Raw genomic sequence first — 19675 nt, 5'->3', positions numbered from 1 at the left:
GGTTGTGAGGATCTCACCCTGCAATAACGGCGTCGGCATTCGCGCATGCTGATCGGCTGAAACCGCAATCGACATAAGTGATCTCAGCGGTCACGCCACTGGCCAGGTCGCTCAGCAAAAAGGCCGCGACATTGCCCACATCCTCGATGGTCACATTGCGGCGTAACGGTGATGCGGCGGCTACCATGCCCAGCAGTCTGCCGAAGTCCTTGATGCCACTGGCCGCCAGTGTCTTGATGGGTCCGGCGCTTAGGCCGTTGACGCGCATGCCCTTGGGTCCCATGGATTCGGCCAAATAACGCACGCTGGCCTCCAAGCTGGCCTTGGCCAGACCCATGGTGTTGTAGTTGGGAATGTTGCGCTGGGAACCGAGGTAGGTCAGGGTAAGCAATGCGGACCTGGCGTTGAGGTAAGGTAACGCGGCCTTGGCCATTGCCGGAAAGCTGTAGGCACTGATGTCGTGGGCAATCCTGAAGCCTTCGCGCGAAAGGCCTTCCAGGAAATCTCCTCCGATCGCTTCCCGCGGCGCGTAGCCAATGCTGTGGACAAAGCCGTCAAATGTGGGCCAGGTTTTAGACAAATCTGAAAATAGATTGTCGATCTGGGTGTCCTCGCCAACATCGCAGTCAAAGATCAGGTTGGAGTCAAACTCTGCCGCGAATTCGGTGATGCGGTCTTTAAAACGCTCGCCCACGTAGCTGAAAGCCAGTTCCGCGCCTTGTTCGCGGCAGGACTTGGCAATGCCATAGGCAATGGACCGAGTAGACAAAACGCCCGTGATCAACAGTTTTTTGCCCGTAAGAAAACCCATGCTTTAGCTCCAGTGTGTGCGAGTGAGCCAGCAAGCAACACTGGGGGTGCCATACCCTCAGGCCGCGAAATTTTGCCGACGTAATTAGTGCAGAATTGTCGCATGCGAATTTTGTTCTTTTTGCGGGCCCTTTTGACGGGTCTGCTGACGTGCCTTGGCTCGGTCTCATGGGCCGCGCAGGCATACGCTCAGTTCGGCGACATTAAGTACCCGGTCGGCTTCACGCATTTCGATTATGTCAACCCCGCCGCCCCGAAAGGTGGGGAGATCCGCATGGTGCCGCCCACTCAGCCCACTCACTTTGACAAGTTCAACCCGTTCACGCTGCGCGGCACTGCACCTTACGGTTTAGGAAGTTTGTTGATCGAGAGTCTGCTGACGGGAAATTTTGAAGAGCCGACCACCGCTTATGGGCTGCTGGCCGACGACGTAGAGGTAGCCGCTGACAAACTGTCTGCGACTTTTCACCTCAACGAAAAGGCGCGGTTTCACAATGGTGCGCCGGTGCTGGCCGCCGACGTCCTGCATTCCTACACGCAACTAACGAGTAAGCTCGCGGCGCCACAGTTCCGCACCATTTATGCGGAAGTAAAAGCGGTCAACGTGGTGTCAGAGCGCGTGGTGCGCTTTGATTTTCTAACGCCCAACCCCGAACTGCCGCTGGTGGTGGGCGGCATGCCGGTCTTCAGTCACGATTGGGGCAGAGTTGCCGGCATCGCCAAGCCTTTCGACAAGATCGTGTCCGAGATACCTATCGGATCGGGGCCTTACAAGCTTGCCAGCCCGACCATGGGGCGCGATGTGACCTATGTGCGAGACCCGGGTTACTGGGGGGCTGATCTTCCGAGTCGGAAGGGCCAGTTCAACTTCGACCGTATCAGTTTCAAAATTTATTTGGACGAAACTTCACGATTTGAGGGGCTGAAAGCGGGCGAATTCGATTTTTTACGAGAATTCATTTCGCGCAATTGGGCGCGACAGTACACGGGCAAACAGTTCACCTCCGGCGAGCTGGTAAAGCGCGCGTTTGAAAATCACAACCCTGGCGATTTTCAGGGTTATGTGTTCAACCTCCGCAATCCCAAGTTCCAAGATGTACGGGTGCGCAAGGCAATTGGCTTGGCGATGGATTTTGAATGGATGAACCGCCAGCTGTTTTACGGCCTCTACAAACGCGTCAACGGCTATTTTCCTAACAGTGAGTTTCATGCTGAAGGCTTGCCCCAAGCGGACGAGCTGGCCTTGCTGGAGCCTTTGCGGGGCAAACTCGATCCCGAAGTTTTTGGACCTGTGCCCGTTTCACCCGCTACCACGCCGCCCGGTAGCCTGCGCCAGAACCTGCGGCAGGCGCAAGCCTTGTTGCGTGAGGCGGGCTGGACTTATCGCGAGGGTGCGCTACGCAACGCGCAGGGACAAGCCCTTAGGTTCGAATTGTTGAACGATCAGCCTTCGCTGGTGCGGATTGTCGGACCATTTCAAAAAGCGCTTGAGAAGCTCGGCATCGCGATGACTTATCGCGTGGTCGATTTTTCATTGAGCAAACAGAAGATGGATGCTTTTGATTTTGAAATCACGACACTGCGCTTGCCCGGAAGCACCGCGCCTGGTGGCGAGTTACTGGAACTGTTCGGATCCAAAGCCGCCCAAACACCCGGTTCCTCCAACGTATGGGGCATTGCCGATCCTGCCGTGGATGCTCTTTTGCGGAAAGTCGTCAGCGCCAAAACCAGACCGGAACTCAGCGCCGCCATGCGCGCTTTGGACCGCGTGCTGACCCATGGCTACTACTCGGTACCGCAATACTATGGCGATGCGTTTTTGATCGGCTACCGCCCGGGCCGCTTTACGTTGCCAGAGACCATTCCGCCGTATTACCAGCCTGACAGCTGGGCCATGAGCACCTGGTGGGCGTCGCCCTCCAACAAGTAGCCGACCGGGAAATAAGCAAGATCTTATGGCAAACTATATTTTAAAACGACTGCTGCTGATGATTCCGACCTTGCTCGGCGTACTGTTGCTGACCTTTGCCATGGTGCAGTTCGTGCCCGGCGGCCCCGTAGAGCAAATGGTGGCGCAGTTACAAGGCCGGGATTCAGGCGGTGAGCGAGCTGCAGCGACAGGGGCGGGGTACCGCGGAAGGCAAGGTGTGGACGCGGAGCGAATCGAAGAAATCAAAGCGCTTTATGGTTTTGACAAACCGGTGCATGAGCGCTTTTTTCAGATGTTGGGACGCTTCGCTCGTTTTGACCTGGGCAATAGCTTTTACCAACACAAGGATGTGTGGCAGCTGGTGAAGGAAAAACTGCCGGTTTCAGTCAGTCTGGGCCTTTGGACATTTTTTATCAGCTACCTGATCGCCGTGCCGCTGGGCGTGGCAAAGGCTGTGAGGGCCGGCACCCGTTTTGACTTTGTCACCACATTGATCGTCCTGGTGGGCTATGCAATTCCGGGATTCGTGCTGGGCGTGGCATTGCTGGTGGTCTTTGGCGGGCAATTGCAATGGTTTCCGCTGCGCGGGCTGACCTCGGCCAACTGGGAGACGCTGGGCTGGGGCGCCCGCATTACCGACTACCTCTGGCATATCACGCTGCCGATCATCGCCATGGTGCTGGGCAGCTTCGCCGTGACGGCTGTGCTGACCAAGAATTCGTTTCTGGAAGAGATCCGCAAGCAGTACGTGCTGACGGCCCGGGCCAAGGGGCTTAGCGAGCGGCAGGTGCTCTGGAAGCATGTGTTTCGCAATGCGCTGATTCCCATCATCACGGGTTTTCCCTCGGCCTTTATTGGCGCATTTTTTACCGGCGCGTTGCTGATAGAAACCCTGTTTTCTCTCGACGGCCTGGGCTTGCTCAGCTACGAAAGCGTGATTCGACGGGATTATCCCGTCGTGCTTGGCACCCTCTATCTTTTCACGTTGATCGGCCTGGTGACTAAGCTGGTCAGCGATCTTTGTTATGTGTGGGTAGATCCCCGCGTGAAGTTCGATTGAGCCATGGCGACCGCTGCTCCATCGACCTTTTCTCCTTCTCTCTCACCGTCGCGCCGAGCCTGGATGCGATTCCGGCGGAACCGGCTGGGCTATTGGAGTCTGCTGCTCTTTTGCCTGTTGCTGGTACTCAGTCTTTTTGCCGAGGTGCTGTCGAATGACAAGCCGCTGATCGTTCGTTACAAGGGCGACTTGTACTTTCCGCTACTCAAAGATTATTCAGAGAAAACCTTCGATGGCGACTTTGAGACGCCTACCGACTACCTCGACCCTTTCATACGTAAAAAGCTGAGCCAAAGCGGTAATTGGGCAATTTACCCGCCCAATCCCTACGGCCCACGCACCATCAATTACTTTTCAAAAGAGCCGAATCCATCCGCGCCTTGCCGCGACAACCTGTTCGGTACCGACGATCGGGGGCGAGATTTGCTGGCGCAGTTAATTTATGGCTTCCGCTTGAGCGTGCTGTTCGGGCTGGCGCTGACCGTCATCGGTGTCGTGGTTGGCGTCATCACCGGGGCCATTCAAGGCTACGTGGGAGGCAAAACCGACCTGGTGTTTCAGCGCTTCATGGAGGTCTGGGGTTCCATGCCCGAGCTTTACCTGCTGATCATTTTCAGTGCCATCTTTGCGCCCAGCGTGGCGTTACTGCTGTTCTTACTCAGCCTGTTTGGCTGGATGGGGCTTTCCGACTACGTCCGCGCCGAGTTTTTGCGCAACCGTCAAATGGACTATGTGCGTGCGGCCAGAGCCTTGGGGGTGGGCAACCTGCATATCATGTGGCGGCACATCCTCCCCAATAGTCTGACGCCTGTGGTCACTTTTTTACCTTTTCGCATGAGCGCGGCCATTCTCGCCCTGACGTCGCTGGACTTTCTTGGCCTGGGGGTGCCGCCGGGAACGCCGTCTTTGGGCGAGTTGTTGAGCCAGGGCAAGGCCAATATCGACGCCTGGTGGATTTCGCTGTCGACGTTTGCGGTACTGGTCGGGACCTTGCTCCTGCTGACTTTTATGGGCGATGCCTTGCGCGATGCCTTAGACCCTCGAAAGGTCGATCAATGACGTCTCCCGCGCCCTTGTTGGAGGTCAAGAAGCTCAGCGTCGCCTTTGCCGGTAAAGCGGTGGTCCACGGCATCGATTTCTCCATCGCAGCCGGGGAAAAGCTGGCATTGGTGGGCGAGTCAGGCTCAGGCAAGACCGTCACGGCCTTAAGCCTGCTGAGGCTGGTTCAAAACGCCGAGATCAGCGGGCAGGCATGGTTTGGCGCGCAAGATGCGCGGCCAAAAGCGCCGGTGGATTTGTTCACGCTGCCTGAACGCGCGTTGCGCAGTATTCGGGGGCGTGACATCGCCATGATTTTTCAGGAGCCCATGACGGCACTGAACCCCTTGTTCAGCATCGGCGATCAGATTGCCGAAGTGGTGCAGTTAAAACAAGGTCTGACTAAAGCAAAGTCGTTGCAAATGGCTATCCAATTGCTATCAGATACCGGTATCACCGAGGCGGAAAAGCGGGCCTATTCGTATCCCCACCAGCTCTCCGGCGGGCAGCGTCAACGTGCCATGATTGCGATGGCACTGGCTTGCCAGCCCAAGCTGCTGCTTGCAGACGAGCCCACCACCGCGCTGGACGTCACGCTGCGCGGCCAAATTCTGGACCTGCTTAGCGATTTACAGCGGCGAAACGGCATGGCCGTGCTCCTGATCACACACGACCTCAACCTGGTGCGACGCTTCGCCGACCGCGTCGCGGTCATGGAAAACGGCCATCTCGTGGAACAGGGTGCAGTGGCTGAGGTGTTTGCCAATCCGCAGCACCCCTACACCCGTAAATTGATCGACAGTAAACCGGTTCGCGCCGTGGTCGAGGGGGCGGCCGACATGCCAGGCGTATCCGTTATGCAAGCCAGCCATGTCCGCGTGGCTTACCCGGTGGCCATTCCTGGCTTCAGGGGCTGGTTCAAAAGCGGTGAATTTGTGGCAGTTAAGGACGCTAGCTTCACTATTCCGGTCGGCAAGACGCTTGGCGTCATCGGCGAATCAGGCTCCGGCAAGTCCACCTTGGCGTTGGCCAGCCTGGGGTTGCTTCCTTTTCAGGGGAAATTGCAGGCGGCTGGCCAATCGTGGAGCAAGCGGGCCGCCCGTAACAAGGCGATTCGACGGCTTGTGCAGGTGGTGTTCCAAGACCCCTTTTCCTCGCTCTCACCCCGCATGACGGTAGAAGCCATTGTGGAGGAGGGCTTGTTGGTCCATGAGCCCTTGTTGACTCAAGCTGAAAGAAGGCAGCGGGTTGAGCAAGCGCTGGCGGATGTAGGGATGGGGGAGGGCGCCAAACCGGGCGCTAACGCACCGCAGTTTGCGGGTTTACTTCAGCGCTATCCGCATGAGTTTTCGGGTGGGCAACGTCAGCGATTGGCGATTGCGCGCGCGCTGATCATCAATCCCAGACTGTTGGTTCTTGACGAACCTACCAGTGCCCTGGATGTGACTATTCAGAAGCAGGTACTGGCGTTGTTGCAAGGCTTGCAGCGTCAGCGCGGGTTGAGCTATCTATTAATCACCCACGATGTTGATGTCATTCGGGCGATGGCCCATGAGGTCATCGTGATGAAGGACGGCGCGGTAGTGGAATCCGGTTCGGTGGAGGGCGTTCTGAACGCGCCGCGTCACCCGTATACCCGAGTCCTTGTGGCGCAGATGTAACCGGGTGCTGCCAGCCGATCAAGGCCTGCAAAATGTTTTGCATCTAGCCGTGTGGCACGTTACAATATCGACTTCACGACCAAATGGGCGGGTTTTCACCGCCCATTTTTTTTGGGCGTTTGTTTTTACGGACTGATTTAAAAAGACTGAATGGCCTTACAAGAAACGATTGAGCAAACTGTTACGGGGCTTGGTTACGAACTGGTAGAGATCGAGCGGACCGGCGGTGGGCTGTTGCGTGTCACGATTGACATGCCTTTCGTATCCGGAGCCGAGCAGTTCATCAATGCAGAAGACTGTGAAAAGGTAACGCGCCAGTTGCAGTTCGTGCTGGAAGTCGAGGGCGCCGACTATGTGCGGCTGGAAGTCAGTTCTCCCGGTATTGACCGGCCTCTGCGCACTGAAAAGGATTTTGAGCGCTTCGTCGGCGAGTTGATCGACATTACTCTCAAGGCGCCGATCGGTATCGCTGCCAGTGCTGGCTCGGCGGTTTCGGCGAGTCGCAAAAAATTCCGTGGCACGCTGGAGCGTGCTGAGACTAAAGATGGACTGGCCGGTTGGCAGATTGTGTGGACCGATGAGATCGCGGCCAAGCCGGGCCAGAAAGTCAGTAAAAATAAAATTCCCGCACCGCTGCAAGCGCTGGGTTTTACCCTCGACGAAATTCACCAGGCGCGCTTGGCACCTGTGGTTGATTTCAAAGGGCGCAAACCTAAAATCGCGCCGGTTGCAGATAGACCTATAGAGAAATAATTTAGAAAGGCAGGCATGTGAAATGAATCGCGAACTGTTGATGTTGGTTGATGCTATCTCACGTGAGAAAAATGTTGAGCGTGACGTCGTCTTTGGCGCTGTCGAGCTCGCGCTTGCCTCGGCTACCAAGAAGGTCTACCAGGGCGAGGTGGACATCCGCGTTGCGGTCGACCGCGATAGCGGTACTTACGAAACCTTCCGCCGTTGGCTGGTTGTGCCGGATGAAGCTGGCCTTCAAAACCCGGAAGCCGAAGAGCTGGTAAGCGATGCGCGCGACGAACTCCCCGATATTGAAGAGGGTGACTTCATTGAAAAGCCGGTGGAAAGTTTGCCGATTGGCCGCATTGGCGCGCAGGCCGCCAAGCAGGTCATTCTGCAAAAAATTCGGGATGCAGAGCGCGAAATGCTGCTCAACGACTTCATGTCGCGGGGCGACAAGATTTTTGTCGGCACTGTCAAACGCATGGACAAAGGCGACCTGATTGTCGAGTCCGGCCGCGTCGAAGGCCGCCTGCGCCGCAGTGACATGATTCCAAAGGAAAACCTGCGCTCTGGAGACCGGGTCCGCGCCATGATTATGGAAGTGGACACCACGCTGCGTGGTGCCCCCATCATCCTGTCGCGCACCTCGCCCGAGTACATGATGGAGTTGTTTCGTCAGGAAGTACCCGAAATCGAACAGGGTTTGCTGGAGATTAAATCCTGCGCCCGGGACCCCGGCTCGCGGGCCAAAATCGCCGTGCTTTCACATGACAAGCGCGTCGACCCGATAGGCACCTGTGTGGGTGTCCGCGGCACTCGCGTCAACGGCGTAACCAATGAGCTTGCCGGCGAACGCGTCGACATCGTGTTGTGGAGCGAAGACCCGGCCCAGTTTGTGATCGGTGCGCTGGCTCCGGCCAACGTGTCTTCCATCGTGGTAGATGAGGAGCGTCACGCCATGGATGTGGTGGTGGACGAGGAGAACCTCGCCATTGCCATCGGTCGCGGCGGCCAAAACGTGCGATTGGCTTCTGACCTGACCGGCTGGAAAATCAACATTATGGATGCCAACGAATCTGCAGAGAAGCAGGCCAACGAAACCGACACCAGCCGCAAGCTCTTCATGGAAAAGCTCGATGTAGACGAAGAAATCGCCGACATCCTGATTTCCGAAGGCTTTACCAGCCTCGAAGAAGTGGCGTATGTGCCGCTGCAGGAAATGCTCGAGATCGAATCTTTCGATGAAGACACTGTCAATGAGCTGCGAACTCGCGCCAAAGACGCTCTGCTCACAATGGAAATCGCCAAGGAAGAAAGCGCTGAAGGTGTTTCGCAGAATCTGCGTGACGTTGAAAGCCTGACCCCCGAATTGATTTCCAAACTCCTCAAGGCGGGCATTAACACCCGTGACGACCTGGCCGATCTGGCTGTGGACGAACTTACCGATATCACCGGCCAGTCTGCGGACGAAGCCAAAGCCCTGATCATGATTGCACGCGCTCATTGGTTTGCCAATGACGATACGGACACCGCTGCACCTGCAACGGCCCAAGAGCAATGATCATGGAGGCCAGCAGGAAAACCAAATATGTCCAGTACCACTACCGTCGCTGAATTCGCAGCTGAATTGAATAAATCCCCCGCCACCCTGATCGAGCAATTGAACAGCGCGGGCGTTGGCAAGACGCAGGCCAGCGATTCCCTGTCCGAAACGGATAAGCAGAAGTTGCTCGGCTATCTGCAAGCCAGCCATGGAACCGTCACCGCTGAGCGTAAAAAAATTACGTTAGTGAAGAAATCCACGACCGAAATCAAGCAGGCCGATGCCACGGGCAGGGCCCGTACGATTCAAGTGGAAGTTCGTAAAAAACGCACTTTCGTCAAGCGCGCGGACGGCTCTGATTTGCCGGTTGAAGAGATTCAGCCAGAAGTGGCCGCTGCGCCATCGATTCCGATGGTAGAAGATGCCGAGCTGATTCGTCGCGAAGAAGAAGCCAGCCGCCATGCAGAGTTGCTGCGCCGGCAGGAAGAGGAACTGGCAGAAAAACGCCGCTTGCGTGAAGAGCAGGAGGCGCAGGAGGCCGCACGCGAACAGGAACGCCAGCAGGCCATAGAAAAAGCCCAGGCGGCGGCCGAGGCAGCTGAAGCGGCCAAAAATGCCATGCAGGCGACCGTAAAAGCGAAAGCATCTGCCCCACGAGTCATGGCGGAGGCGTCAAAAGCCACTGAGGCTGTAACTGCCGTACAGACCAGCAAAGCGGCCGAAACGGCGGCGGCGCTAGCGGCCGTCAAAGCCAAAGCTACTGCGGAGTTCCAGGCGGACGCCGCCAAGGCCCAGGATCTACAGGAACGTCGCCGCAAGGCCGAAGCCGAAGCTGCCGGCATCCGGGCCATGATGTCCGCTCCTAAACGGGTGCTAGTACCTTTCGTCGACCCCAAGCTCGCCATGAAGGGCACGCTGCACAAGCCCGCCGTGACGCCGGGGGCAGTCAAGCCTGGCGCACCGGGTGCCGTTACAGCCGCCGGTGCCGCCGGCAAAAAAGAAGTCAAGTCCGAGAATTTGTCTTCTACCTGGAAAGATGACGCGGCCAAGAAGAAGGAACTTAAGAGCCGTGGCGCGCCAGTTATACCCGGGCGTGGTAATTTCCGCAGCGGCCCGCGTGGTCGCCGCAGCCCAGGCCGCGAGGTCCGCACCGACTCCACTTTTGTAGCCCCTACCGAGTTTAAGGTGCTTGAGGTTCATGTGCCTGAAACCATCACGGTGTCAGAGCTGGCGCACAAGATGAGCATCAAGTCCTCAGAGGTGATCAAGCACCTAATGAAGCTGGGCCAGATGGTTACTATCAACCAGCCGCTGGATCAAGACACGGCCATGATCGTTGTGGAGGAAATGGGCCACCAGGCGATCACGGCTGCGCTTGACGATCCGGAAGCGTTTACCGACGACGACGTGCAGGGTCAGCAGGCTGAAGCGCTACCTAGAGCGCCGGTGGTCACTGTCATGGGTCACGTTGACCATGGTAAAACCTCGCTGCTGGACTACATTCGCCGCGCTAAAGTCGCGTCCGGCGAAGCGGGGGGCATAACCCAGCACATCGGCGCCTACCACGTGGAAACACCGCGCGGCATGGTGTCCTTTCTGGATACTCCGGGCCACGAAGCGTTTACCGCCATGCGTGCCCGCGGTGCTCAGGCCACCGATATTGTGATTCTGGTCGTGGCCGCCGATGACGGCGTGATGCCCCAAACCAAAGAAGCTATCAAGCATGCCCGTGCCGCCGGTGTTCCTATCGTTGTGGCGATCAACAAGATCGACAAACCGGATGCGAACCTGGAGCGGGTCAAGGGCGAACTGGTGACCGAGGGCGTTGTGCCGGAAGAGTTTGGTGGTGATTCACCATTCGTGCCGGTTTCCGCCCGAACGGGTGCGGGTGTCGACGCCCTGCTTGAGCAGCTGCTGTTGCAGGCCGAAGTACTGGAACTTAAGGCGCCGGTCGATGCCATGGCCAAGGGCTTGGTCATTGAAGCCCGGCTCGACAAAGGCCGCGGCCCGGTTGCAACGGTGTTGGTGCAGTCCGGAACGTTGAAAGCCGGAGACGTGGTGCTGGCCGGTTCGACCTATGGCCGTGTGCGTGCCATGCTCGATGAAAATGGCAAGACAATTAAAACTGCGGGACCCTCCATCCCGGTGGAAATCCAGGGTCTGACCGAAGTGCCGCAGGCTGGCGACGAATTCATGGTAATGACAGATGAACGTCGTGTCCGGGAAATCGCCACCTACCGCGCTGGCAAGTTCCGGAATACCAAGCTGGCGAAGCAGCAGGCTTCGAAACTGGAAAATATGTTTTCGGACATGTCCGGAGGCGAAGTCAAGATGTTGCCCATCATCATCAAGGCTGACGTGCAGGGTTCCCAGGAAGCGCTGTCGCAGTCCCTTCTCAAACTCTCGACTGACGAGGTGAAGGTTCAACTGGTGTACTCCGGTGTAGGCGGAATTTCGGAATCCGATGTGAACTTGGCGATTGCCTCCAAGGCGGTGCTGATCGGTTTCAATACCCGCGCAGATGCCCAAGCGCGCAAGCAGGCCGAAAACAACGGTGTGGATATTCGTTACTACAACATCATCTATGACGCTGTGGATGAGCTCAAGGCTGCCATGTCCGGCATGCTGACGCCAGACAAGAAAGAAGAAGTTATCGGCACTGCTGAAATCCGCCAGGTCTTCAAGGTCAGCAAGATCGGCTCGATCGCCGGGTGTATGGTCACCGCTGGTGTGGCCCGCCGCACTGCCAAGCTGCGCTTGCTGCGCGACAATGTGGTCATCTTTACGGGCGAACTTGATTCGCTCAAGCGTTTCAAGGACGATGCCAAGGAAGTTAAAGAAGGATTCGAGTGCGGCTTGAACATCAAGAACTACAACGACATCCAGGAAGGCGATATTCTTGAATTCTTCGAGATCAGAGAAGTTGCAAGAACGCTTTAAGGACTTGAGCCATGAGTGATCTGAAAAAAATGTGGGGACAACACAAACGCTTTGTGTTCTTCGTCAGCTTGATGTTTGTGTTCCGGTCTGCCGTAGCCGACTGGAACTACATTCCATCTTCCTCGATGAATCCAACCCTGCTTGCCGGTGACCGGGTAGTGGTGAGCAAGCTAGCGTACACCCTGCGTGTGCCGTTCACCTTGCATCAAATTGTTCGCTGGGACAGTCCTCACGCGGGCGATGTCATCACCTTCGATTCCCCGAAGGATGAGCTCAACCTGATCAAGCGGGTGGTGGGTGTGGCTGGCGACGTTGTCGCCATGAAAGACAATCAGCTGTCGATCAATGGGCACCCGGTGGAACGCACCTTACTTGACGCGCGACGCGAGTTACCCACCGAGGCGGGTAGCTTGCAAGCCGAAGTTTGGGCAGAGCATCTGGGCAATGAAACCATCGAGGTCGCTCGCCTGCCTGCGGCCAACCGTTTCCGTGATTTTGACGCGGTGCGGATACCGCCCGGCATGCTTCTGGTTCTCGGTGATAGCCGTGATAACAGTAACGACTCGCGCTTCATCGGTTTCATTGACGTGGACCGCGTCACCGGTCAGGCGCTGCGCGTGGCGCTGTCGCACGATCCAGACCACTTCTATCTGCCACGCAGCAACCGCTGGTGGGTGCCTTTGCACAGTTAACCGCTCATGCGTAAAAAGTCATCTACCCCCAACCGCGCCTTTCGCGTTGCCGATCAGATCCAGCGGGATTTGACGGACCTGATCGCCCGTGAATTAAAGGACCCCCGAGTCGGCATGGTGACAATTCAGGCGGTTGAAGTCACGCCGGACTATGCGCATGCGAAGGTATTTTTTAGCGTATTGGTCGGTGATCCCAAAGAGTGCGAAGAAGCGCTCAATCAAGCCGCGGGTTTTTTGCGAAATGGCCTGTTCAAGCGGTTGATGACGCACACGGTTCCTACCCTGCATTTTCATTTCGACCGCACTACTGAACGTGCCGCTGACCTTAACGCTTTGATTGCCAAGGCAGTTTCTTCCCGCGCCCAGGACGACTGAGTTCTCGCCGTTTCCCTTTGACAGGTTCAGGGACAACGGTGTTAACTGAGCGCTCGGGCAGGCCCCTGCGCTGAGCCTGTCGGAACCCTATGACGCAAATCTCTTCTCATCGCCAGAAAATCCAGCGACGTCCCGTGCATGGCGTGTTGCTGCTCGACAAGCCCTTGGGCCTGTCGAGTAATCAGGCGCTGCAAAAAGCAAAATGGTTGCTGCGTGCCGACAAGGCCGGCCATACCGGCACGCTCGATCCCTTGGCTACCGGTGTCTTGCCCCTGTGTTTTGGTGCCGCCACCAAATTCAGCCAGATTCAGTTGGATGCCGATAAGACCTATGAAGCCATTCTGCTATTGGGTCAGAAAACTACTACTGGCGATGCCGAAGGCGATGTGATTGAAACGCGCCCGGTACCAGCGATCAGCCCCGAACTGATCGAGGCGACGACGCGGCGCTTTACCGGTCCACTGTCCCAGATTCCACCGATGTATTCAGCGCTCAAGAAAGACGGCAAGGCGCTGTATGAATATGCCCGAAAGGGGCTGGAGGTGGAGCGGGAGCCGCGGGACATCATTATTTACAAGCTAAATATGGTTTTGACCCAGGATGAACGAGCTCCTGCAGCCATTAAAATCACGGTGGTCTGTAGCAAGGGCACCTATATTCGGACACTGGGGGAAGACATTGGCGAGGCGTTGGGTTGCGGCGCCCACCTGGGTTCGCTGCGGCGGCTCGAGACGGGTGGCTTTGAAGCCGCGCAGTGCCTGAGTTTGTCGGCACTGGAAGCCATGACTGAGCCAGAGCGCGAAGCCTGTTTGCTGCCGGTGCAGTCGCTGGTAGCGGCATTCCCGTTGGTCACATTGGACGCCGATAATTCAACACGGTTTTTGAACGGCCTGCGTCGCCGAGGCGAACCCGGCCAGTGGGGTGCTGATGCGCCGCTGGTGCAGGTGTATGGTAGCGAACCGGCTGCGTTTCTGGGCTCGGCCCAGATCACGGCCGATGAATTGATTCCTCATCGTTTGCTGAGCCCGATTGAAATACGGGAGATCCTGCAAGCGACACCCCTTACCGCAGAAAGTGACACGACATCTCCCGCGTAGAGTTTTATCGCCGCGCCGTCAGGCGTCGGTAGACCGAATTTTTAACATCAACCTTGTACCCGTTTCAAGTCTCCAGAAAGCGAACCATGAGTGAAAAACAAATCCGAAACATCGCCATCATCGCCCACGTCGATCATGGCAAGACCACCATGGTCGATCAATTGCTGCGCCAGTCGGGCACCTTTGCCGAGCACGAGAAGGTGGTCGACACCGTGATGGACAACAACGCCATCGAGAAAGAACGTGGCATCACGATTCTGGCCAAGAACTGCGCCGTGACTTGGCAAGGCACCCACATCAACATCGTTGACACCCCGGGCCACGCCGACTTCGGCGGCGAAGTGGAACGGGCATTGAGCATGGTCGATGGTGTGGTGCTGCTGATCGATGCGCAGGAAGGCCCGATGCCCCAGACGCGTTTTGTGACCAAAAAGGCCTTGGCCCTGGGGCTCAAGCCGATCCTGGTGGTGAACAAGGTGGACAAGCCCGGTGCGCGTCCGCAATGGGTAGTCAACGCCGCGTTCGATTTGTTCGACAAGCTCGGTGCCACGGATGAACAGCTGGATTTTCCCGTGGTCTACGCCTCGGGCATCAACGGCTGGTCGTCGATGGAAGAGGGTGAGCAGGGCGAGCAGTGGGGCCCCGACATGTCGGCCCTGTTCAACACCGTGCTCGAACATGTGCCGCACCAGCAAGGCGATCCGGCAGCGCCGCTGCAACTGCAAATCTCGGCACTCGACTTTTCGACCTTTGTGGGCCGGATTGGTGTCGGCCGCATCAGCCAGGGAACGATCCGGCCCATGATGGACGTGGTGGTGATGGAAGGGCCGGATGGCAAGGCCGTCAAAGGTCGTGTCAACCAGGTCCTGACCTTCCAGGGTCTTGAGCGCGTCCAGACCACGGATGCAGGCCCCGGCGAAATCGTGCTGATCAACGGTCTGACCGACATCGGCATTGGCGTGACCATCACCGATCCCGTCAATCCGGCGCCGCTGCCGATGCTCAAGGTCGATGAGCCGACCCTGACGATGAACTTCTGCGTCAACACCAGCCCGCTGGCTGGCCGTGAAGGCAAGTACGTCACCAGTCGCCAGATCTGGGACCGCTTGCAAAAAGAACTGCAACACAACGTGGCCTTGCGCGTCAAGGAAACCAGCGAAGAAGGCATTTTTGAGGTCATGGGTCGCGGCGAACTGCACCTGACCATCTTGCTGGAAAACATGCGGCGTGAAGGCTTCGAGATGGCCGTCAGCAAGCCGCGCGTGGTTATGAAAGAAGTGAACGGAGAAAAGTACGAACCGATCGAGTTGGTGACTGCCGACATCGAAGAGCAACATCAGGGTGGCGTGATGCAGGCTTTGGGCGAGCGCAAAGGCGACCTCGTCAATATGGAGCCGGACGGCCGTGGCCGCGTGCGCCTGGAATACCGCATCCCGGCGCGCGGCCTGATCGGATTCACCAATGAATTTCTGAACCTGACGCGTGGCACTGGCCTGATCTCCAACATTTTCGACAGCTACGAGCCGCACAAAGGCGACATCGGCGGCCGCAAAAACGGTGTGTTGATTTCCATGGATGCGGGTGAAATCTTCACCTACGCGCTCGGTAAACTGGACGACCGGGGTCGCATGTTCGTCCGGCCTAATGACCCGGTGTACGAGGGCATGATTGTGGGTATCCACAGCCGTGACAACGATCTGGTAGTGAATGCCACGCGCACCAAGCAGCTGACCAACTTCCGCGTTTCCGGCAAGGAAGATGCGATCAAGATCACGCCGCCGATTGATGCGACGCTTGAATATGCGGTGGAATTCATCGAGGACGACGAGCTGGTGGAAATTACGCCCAAGTCGATTCGTCTGCGCAAACGTCACCTGACAGAGAGCGAGCGCAAACGCGCCGGCCGTTAATTCTGAAACAACACTGCCGTTAAGGTGATCAGGCTGAAAAGCTTGCCAAGGCGACATAAGGGTCACTGCCATGCGGTGGCCCTTTTGCCGTTCGCAGCGGTCGGCGCTGCGCCGGGTATTCCATGAAGCTGACACACGCCAAGGCAGTTGGCCTGATGGTTCTTGCAACCCTGATGTGGTCTATCGCTGGCGTCGTGACGCGGCAGCTGGAAGTGGCGCGTAGTTTTGAGGTGACGTTCTGGCGGAGTTTATTCACGCTGGCGGCGCTGCTGGTGCTGCTACCTGCTTTTCAGGGGCGTGTCGTTTTTTCGAAAATCCGCAATGGCGGCCTTGCGCTCTGGCTGTCGGGCGTTTGCTGGAGCGTGATGTTCACGGCCTTCATGGTGGCCCTGACGCTTACCACGGTGGCCAATGTATTGGTGGCAATGGCGCTCGGCCCCTTTATCACGGCCCTGCTTGCGCGTGCTTTTATTGGTCACCGGATTCCTTCGCGCACCTGGTCGGCCATTGCGCTGGCCAGTATTGGTATTGCATGGATGTATGGCGGACAGGTGGACCTGAACAGCCAGCTGGCTGGCACGCTGGTGGCGCTGCTGGTTCCACTGGCGAGCGCCTGTAACTGGACCGTGGTGCAGCACAGCCGCACGCAGGGTCAGAATATCGACCTGGTGCCTGCCGTGCTGGTCGGGGCGGCACTCTCGGCACTGTCGACCTTGCCGCTGGCGTTCCCTTTTTTAGCGACGCCGCATGACCTCGGCCTGCTGGCGGTGCTCGGGCTGTTTCAACTGGCAATTCCCTGCGTGCTGGCGGTGAAGTGCGCTGGGGTTCTGAAGGCGCCCGAGGTCGCCTTGCTGGCTTTATTGGAGGTTGTTTTTGGCATCTTGCTGGCATGGTTTGGTGCCAATGAGGTGCCGGGTCCCAGCGTATTAACCGGCGGCGTGCTGGTCATCACTGCGCTGGTAGTCAACGAATGGATTGGATGGAGACAGCGATTATGAGTACTGAAGTTATGGTGACTGAAAAGAAAAATGATGACCTTCTTGCAGTGCGCTGCGGCAGTGTCGGAATGATCACACTGAACCGGCCCAAGGCGCTCAATGCGTTGTCGCTGCAGATGGTGCGCGATTTGCTCAATACCCTGCTGGCCTGGCGTGATGATCCTGCGGTTCTGGCTGTGGCGATTCGAGGCACCAACAAGGTGGGGCGGCCCGGGACCCCTGAAGGTCATTTTGGCGGCTTTTGCGCTGGTGGCGATATCCGTTTTTTCTACCGGGCCGCGCTGGCCGGTGATGCGGTGCTGGACGATTTTTTCACCGAGGAATATACCCTCAATTACCTGATCCAGACCTACCCCAAACCCTTCATCGCCTTCATGGACGGCATTGTGATGGGCGGCGGCATGGGCATCAGTCAAGGTGCGAGAGTGCGCATTGTCACCGAGCACACCAAGATGGCCATGCCAGAGACCCAGATCGGACTATTTCCGGACGTCGGAGGTGGCTATTTCCTGAGCCGCTGCCCGGGCCACATCGGCGAATATCTGGCGCTGACTGGTGACGTCATCGGTGCCGACGAAGCGATCCGTTTTGGTCTGGCGGATGTCAAACTGGAAGTGGCCAGCCTGCCCGCCCTGTGGGAGGGATTGGCCGCTCAAACTTTTGACTCGACGATGGCGCTTGAGTCCTGGATCACTGCTAATTTGAAAGTGGGCAGCGGGCGTTTTGCTGGACTGGAAACTGAATTCGATACCTATTTTTCGCTGCCGACCGTGGGGGAAATCATTCGGGCGTTGGAATCGGCCAAGAGCGACTGGGCACGCAAGACCGCTGCCACGTTGCGCAAACGCTCGCCGCTGATGCTGCATGTGGCACTGGAGCAGATTCGCCGTGCCCGCACAATGACCTTGGCCGATGATCTGCGGATGGAGCGGGACATGGTGCATCATTGCTTCCATCTGCGCTCAGGCACAAGCAGCGAAACCGTCGAAGGCATCCGGGCGCTGGCGGTCGACAAGGACTATTCGCCGCGCTGGAACCCACCGCGCATCGAAAACGTCAGTGCAGAGGTGGTGCGCCAATTCTTCGTCAGCCCGTGGCTTCCAGAGGCGCATCCGTTACGACATCTGGGTGTCTGATTTACAACGCGCCGCAATGCATCAGGCTGTCGCGCTCCGCAGCGCAGAGCAGGGGACGGCGGGACCTGTATAAGCTCCAAAATCGAAAATACAGTACTGCATAAAAATTCCATTTTTTTAGACCTCGCATTGATCCTGAGTTATTCGAACTAAACCAACTATGCGGCTGTGCGGTTCTTTTTCATCTTCGACGCGCCAAACCTCGCAAGGATCGCCGTGTGAATAATGAGGGCGATTAATGCCACGCAGGCTGCCAGCAACGGCAATCGCGACAAGCCGCCTGTGGCGATGATCACGCCACCGAGGGCGGCCCCGACCGCGCCTCCAAGGTAGTTCGCCGAGCTGTTCAAAGCGACGGCGGCGGCACCATGCTCAGGTTGTAAGTCGAGCAAGGTGTGTTGTTGCGGCGCTTGTGAGGCCCAGCCCGTCGCCCCCCAGACCAAAAATGGAAGATATCCCAACAAGGGCGAGTGAAGCGCGGTCGGCAGTAGGGCTAGCGCCAACGTCAGCAGGGTGAGGAGGCCCAGCATCAGATGCAGGGGGCGCTGCGTCCAATCGATCGCGGCCCCGATCAGGAAACTACCCGCCATGCCGCCCATACCCCACGCCCAAAAATAGGAAGTAGCCGTGTCGATGTTCGCGATGCCTTGCAGGATCGGCGCAACATAGGTATAGAGGCCAAGACTGGCGACGGCGGTCAGAAAAGATACGCCAACCGTCGCCGCCACGAGCGGATTGGCTAACATCCCGGCTCGTTGCCGCAACGACGGCGGCGGCACGGCGGGAATATCAGGGAGGCGCAGCAGAATGCCGATCAACCCGATGAGGCCCAGGGCTGTCACAAGCCAAAGCGTGCCCTGCCAGCCGATCCGGCTCGCCACCCACAATCCGACCGGCACGCCGATCACTGTTCCGGTACTCATGCCGCCTAAGGTCAATCCGAGGGCGCGGCCCTTTTGTTCTTTGCTGACCAGGGCGACAGCTGCCGCGACGGCGATCGGTGAAAACAAACCGGCGCCGAGACCCGCAACCGCGCGAGCTGCCAACAACCACTCAAGACTGCCAGCAAGTGCGCTGGCGGCATTGGCACAAGAAAACACGGCCAGCGCCAAGGCAAGGATTTTCCGGATTGGCTTGCCGGCGAGTAGCGTCGCGAAAACTGGTGCGGCCAGCGCGTAGCAGAGCGTGAAGACGGTCACGGTCTGACCGACCTCCGAGGGGGTGGCATGGAAGGTAACCCCGATTTCCGGCAAAAGACCGGCGACGACATAGGCATCCAGGCCGAGCGCGAACATGCCGAGAGCGAGAAGAAAAATATTTTTCATGGTGGTCTATTCATGTACTATGTATTACGTACCTAATACATAGTACATCAACAGGAGTCACCATGAACGCACGCGAATTTTCCCACCCGGAAACGGCAGACCTTAGCCTGCATCGGGTGCTGTTCGCCTTGAGTGATCTGACCCGGCTTGCCATTGTTTCCGGGCTATTGCGCATCACCGAGAGTTCGTCCGGTGACTTGTTGGAGGGGGGCGTGCCCAAATCGACGATGACCCATCACCTCAAGATACTGCGTGAAGCGGGTGTGACCCGCACCCGGCCAGAGGGTATGCGTTGCATGATTTCGCTTCGGCTGGAGGACCTCGGAAAGCGCTTTCCTGGTTTGTTGGAAAGCATCATGGCGCATAACTTGCAAGACACACGGCCGCGTTGATCGCCCGGTGTTGGCTGAAGCGGCTTGTTGCGT

At 57.6% G+C, this 19675-nt stretch carries 16 protein-coding genes; 14 read left to right on the top strand and 2 right to left on the bottom strand.

Annotated features, from left to right (window positions below; all coding sequences use genetic code 11):
* Positions 1-13: 13 nt before the first annotated feature.
* The gene (gene fabI, locus HHJ16_RS06760; RefSeq protein ID WP_293641775.1) at positions 14-811 is read right to left on the bottom strand and encodes an enoyl-ACP reductase FabI; all 798 of its coding nucleotides are present in this window, start codon (positions 809-811) and stop codon (positions 14-16) included.
* Positions 812-913: 102 nt separating this feature from the next.
* On the opposite strand from fabI, the gene HHJ16_RS06755 reads away from it, so the two are divergent.
* The 13 genes from HHJ16_RS06755 to HHJ16_RS06695 all read left to right on the top strand — a co-directional run bounded on the left by HHJ16_RS06755 (position 914) and on the right by HHJ16_RS06695 (position 17925).
* Positions 914-2740, top strand: coding sequence for an extracellular solute-binding protein (locus HHJ16_RS06755; protein ID WP_293641774.1), 1827 nt, complete (start codon positions 914-916; stop codon positions 2738-2740).
* A gap of 25 nt (positions 2741-2765) precedes the next feature.
* Positions 2766-3800 carry a microcin C ABC transporter permease YejB gene (yejB, locus tag HHJ16_RS06750; protein WP_293641772.1) on the top strand — a complete coding sequence of 345 codons (1035 nt, stop codon included), beginning with the start codon at positions 2766-2768 and terminating at the stop codon, positions 3798-3800.
* 3 nt (positions 3801-3803) lie between these two features.
* Positions 3804-4859: an ABC transporter permease gene (locus HHJ16_RS06745; RefSeq protein WP_293641770.1), complete on the top strand. Its 1056-nt coding sequence runs from the start codon at positions 3804-3806 to the stop codon at positions 4857-4859.
* A complete protein-coding gene (locus HHJ16_RS06740; RefSeq protein ID WP_293641768.1) occupies positions 4856-6499 on the top strand; it encodes an ABC transporter ATP-binding protein in 1644 nt (547 codons plus the stop codon). Before HHJ16_RS06745 ends, HHJ16_RS06740 begins: the two co-directional genes overlap by 4 nt.
* Positions 6500-6649: 150 nt before the next feature.
* Positions 6650-7252: a ribosome maturation factor RimP gene (gene rimP / locus HHJ16_RS06735; RefSeq protein WP_293641766.1), complete on the top strand. Its 603-nt coding sequence runs from the start codon at positions 6650-6652 to the stop codon at positions 7250-7252.
* Positions 7253-7274: 22 nt separating this feature from the next.
* Positions 7275-8795: a transcription termination factor NusA gene (gene nusA / locus HHJ16_RS06730; protein WP_293641765.1), complete on the top strand. Its 1521-nt coding sequence runs from the start codon at positions 7275-7277 to the stop codon at positions 8793-8795.
* Positions 8796-8822: 27 nt separating this feature from the next.
* Positions 8823-11717 (top strand): translation initiation factor IF-2, encoded by a 2895-nt coding sequence (infB, locus tag HHJ16_RS06725; RefSeq protein ID WP_293641763.1) that lies wholly within the window; start codon positions 8823-8825, stop codon positions 11715-11717.
* Positions 11718-11728: 11 nt separating this feature from the next.
* Positions 11729-12409, top strand: a complete 681-nt coding sequence (gene lepB, locus HHJ16_RS06720; RefSeq protein ID WP_293641762.1) for a signal peptidase I — start codon at positions 11729-11731, stop codon at positions 12407-12409.
* A gap of 6 nt (positions 12410-12415) precedes the next feature.
* The gene (gene rbfA, locus HHJ16_RS06715; protein ID WP_293641761.1) at positions 12416-12784 is read left to right on the top strand and encodes a 30S ribosome-binding factor RbfA; all 369 of its coding nucleotides are present in this window, start codon (positions 12416-12418) and stop codon (positions 12782-12784) included.
* Between the two features lie 89 nt (positions 12785-12873).
* Positions 12874-13881: a tRNA pseudouridine(55) synthase TruB gene (gene truB / locus HHJ16_RS06710; protein WP_293641760.1), complete on the top strand. Its 1008-nt coding sequence runs from the start codon at positions 12874-12876 to the stop codon at positions 13879-13881.
* Positions 13882-13967: 86 nt separating this feature from the next.
* On the top strand, positions 13968-15791 hold the full coding sequence (gene typA, locus HHJ16_RS06705; RefSeq protein WP_293641759.1) for a translational GTPase TypA: 1824 nt from the start codon (positions 13968-13970) through the stop codon (positions 15789-15791).
* Between the two features lie 122 nt (positions 15792-15913).
* Positions 15914-16789: a DMT family transporter gene (locus HHJ16_RS06700; RefSeq protein ID WP_293641758.1), complete on the top strand. Its 876-nt coding sequence runs from the start codon at positions 15914-15916 to the stop codon at positions 16787-16789.
* On the top strand, positions 16786-17925 hold the full coding sequence (locus tag HHJ16_RS06695; RefSeq protein ID WP_293641757.1) for an enoyl-CoA hydratase/isomerase family protein: 1140 nt from the start codon (positions 16786-16788) through the stop codon (positions 17923-17925). The genes HHJ16_RS06700 and HHJ16_RS06695 overlap by 4 nt, the downstream gene beginning before the upstream one ends.
* A 158-nt stretch (positions 17926-18083) precedes the next feature.
* Here HHJ16_RS06695 and HHJ16_RS06690 read toward each other — a convergent pair whose 3' ends face one another.
* Positions 18084-19250, bottom strand: coding sequence for an MFS transporter (locus HHJ16_RS06690; RefSeq protein ID WP_293641756.1), 1167 nt, complete (start codon positions 19248-19250; stop codon positions 18084-18086).
* Between the two features lie 62 nt (positions 19251-19312).
* Between HHJ16_RS06690 and HHJ16_RS06685 the strand changes: the two genes are divergently transcribed.
* Positions 19313-19642 carry a helix-turn-helix domain-containing protein gene (locus HHJ16_RS06685; protein ID WP_293641755.1) on the top strand — a complete coding sequence of 110 codons (330 nt, stop codon included), beginning with the start codon at positions 19313-19315 and terminating at the stop codon, positions 19640-19642.
* The last annotated feature ends 33 nt before the right edge of the window (positions 19643-19675 follow it).

The sequence above is a fragment of the Polaromonas sp. genome (genome assembly GCF_012927485.1).
Taxonomy (GTDB): Bacteria; Pseudomonadota; Gammaproteobacteria; order Burkholderiales; family Burkholderiaceae_C; genus Polaromonas.
Note: the sequence above shows the minus strand (reverse complement) of the source record. Positions and strands in the feature narration are given on the sequence as shown.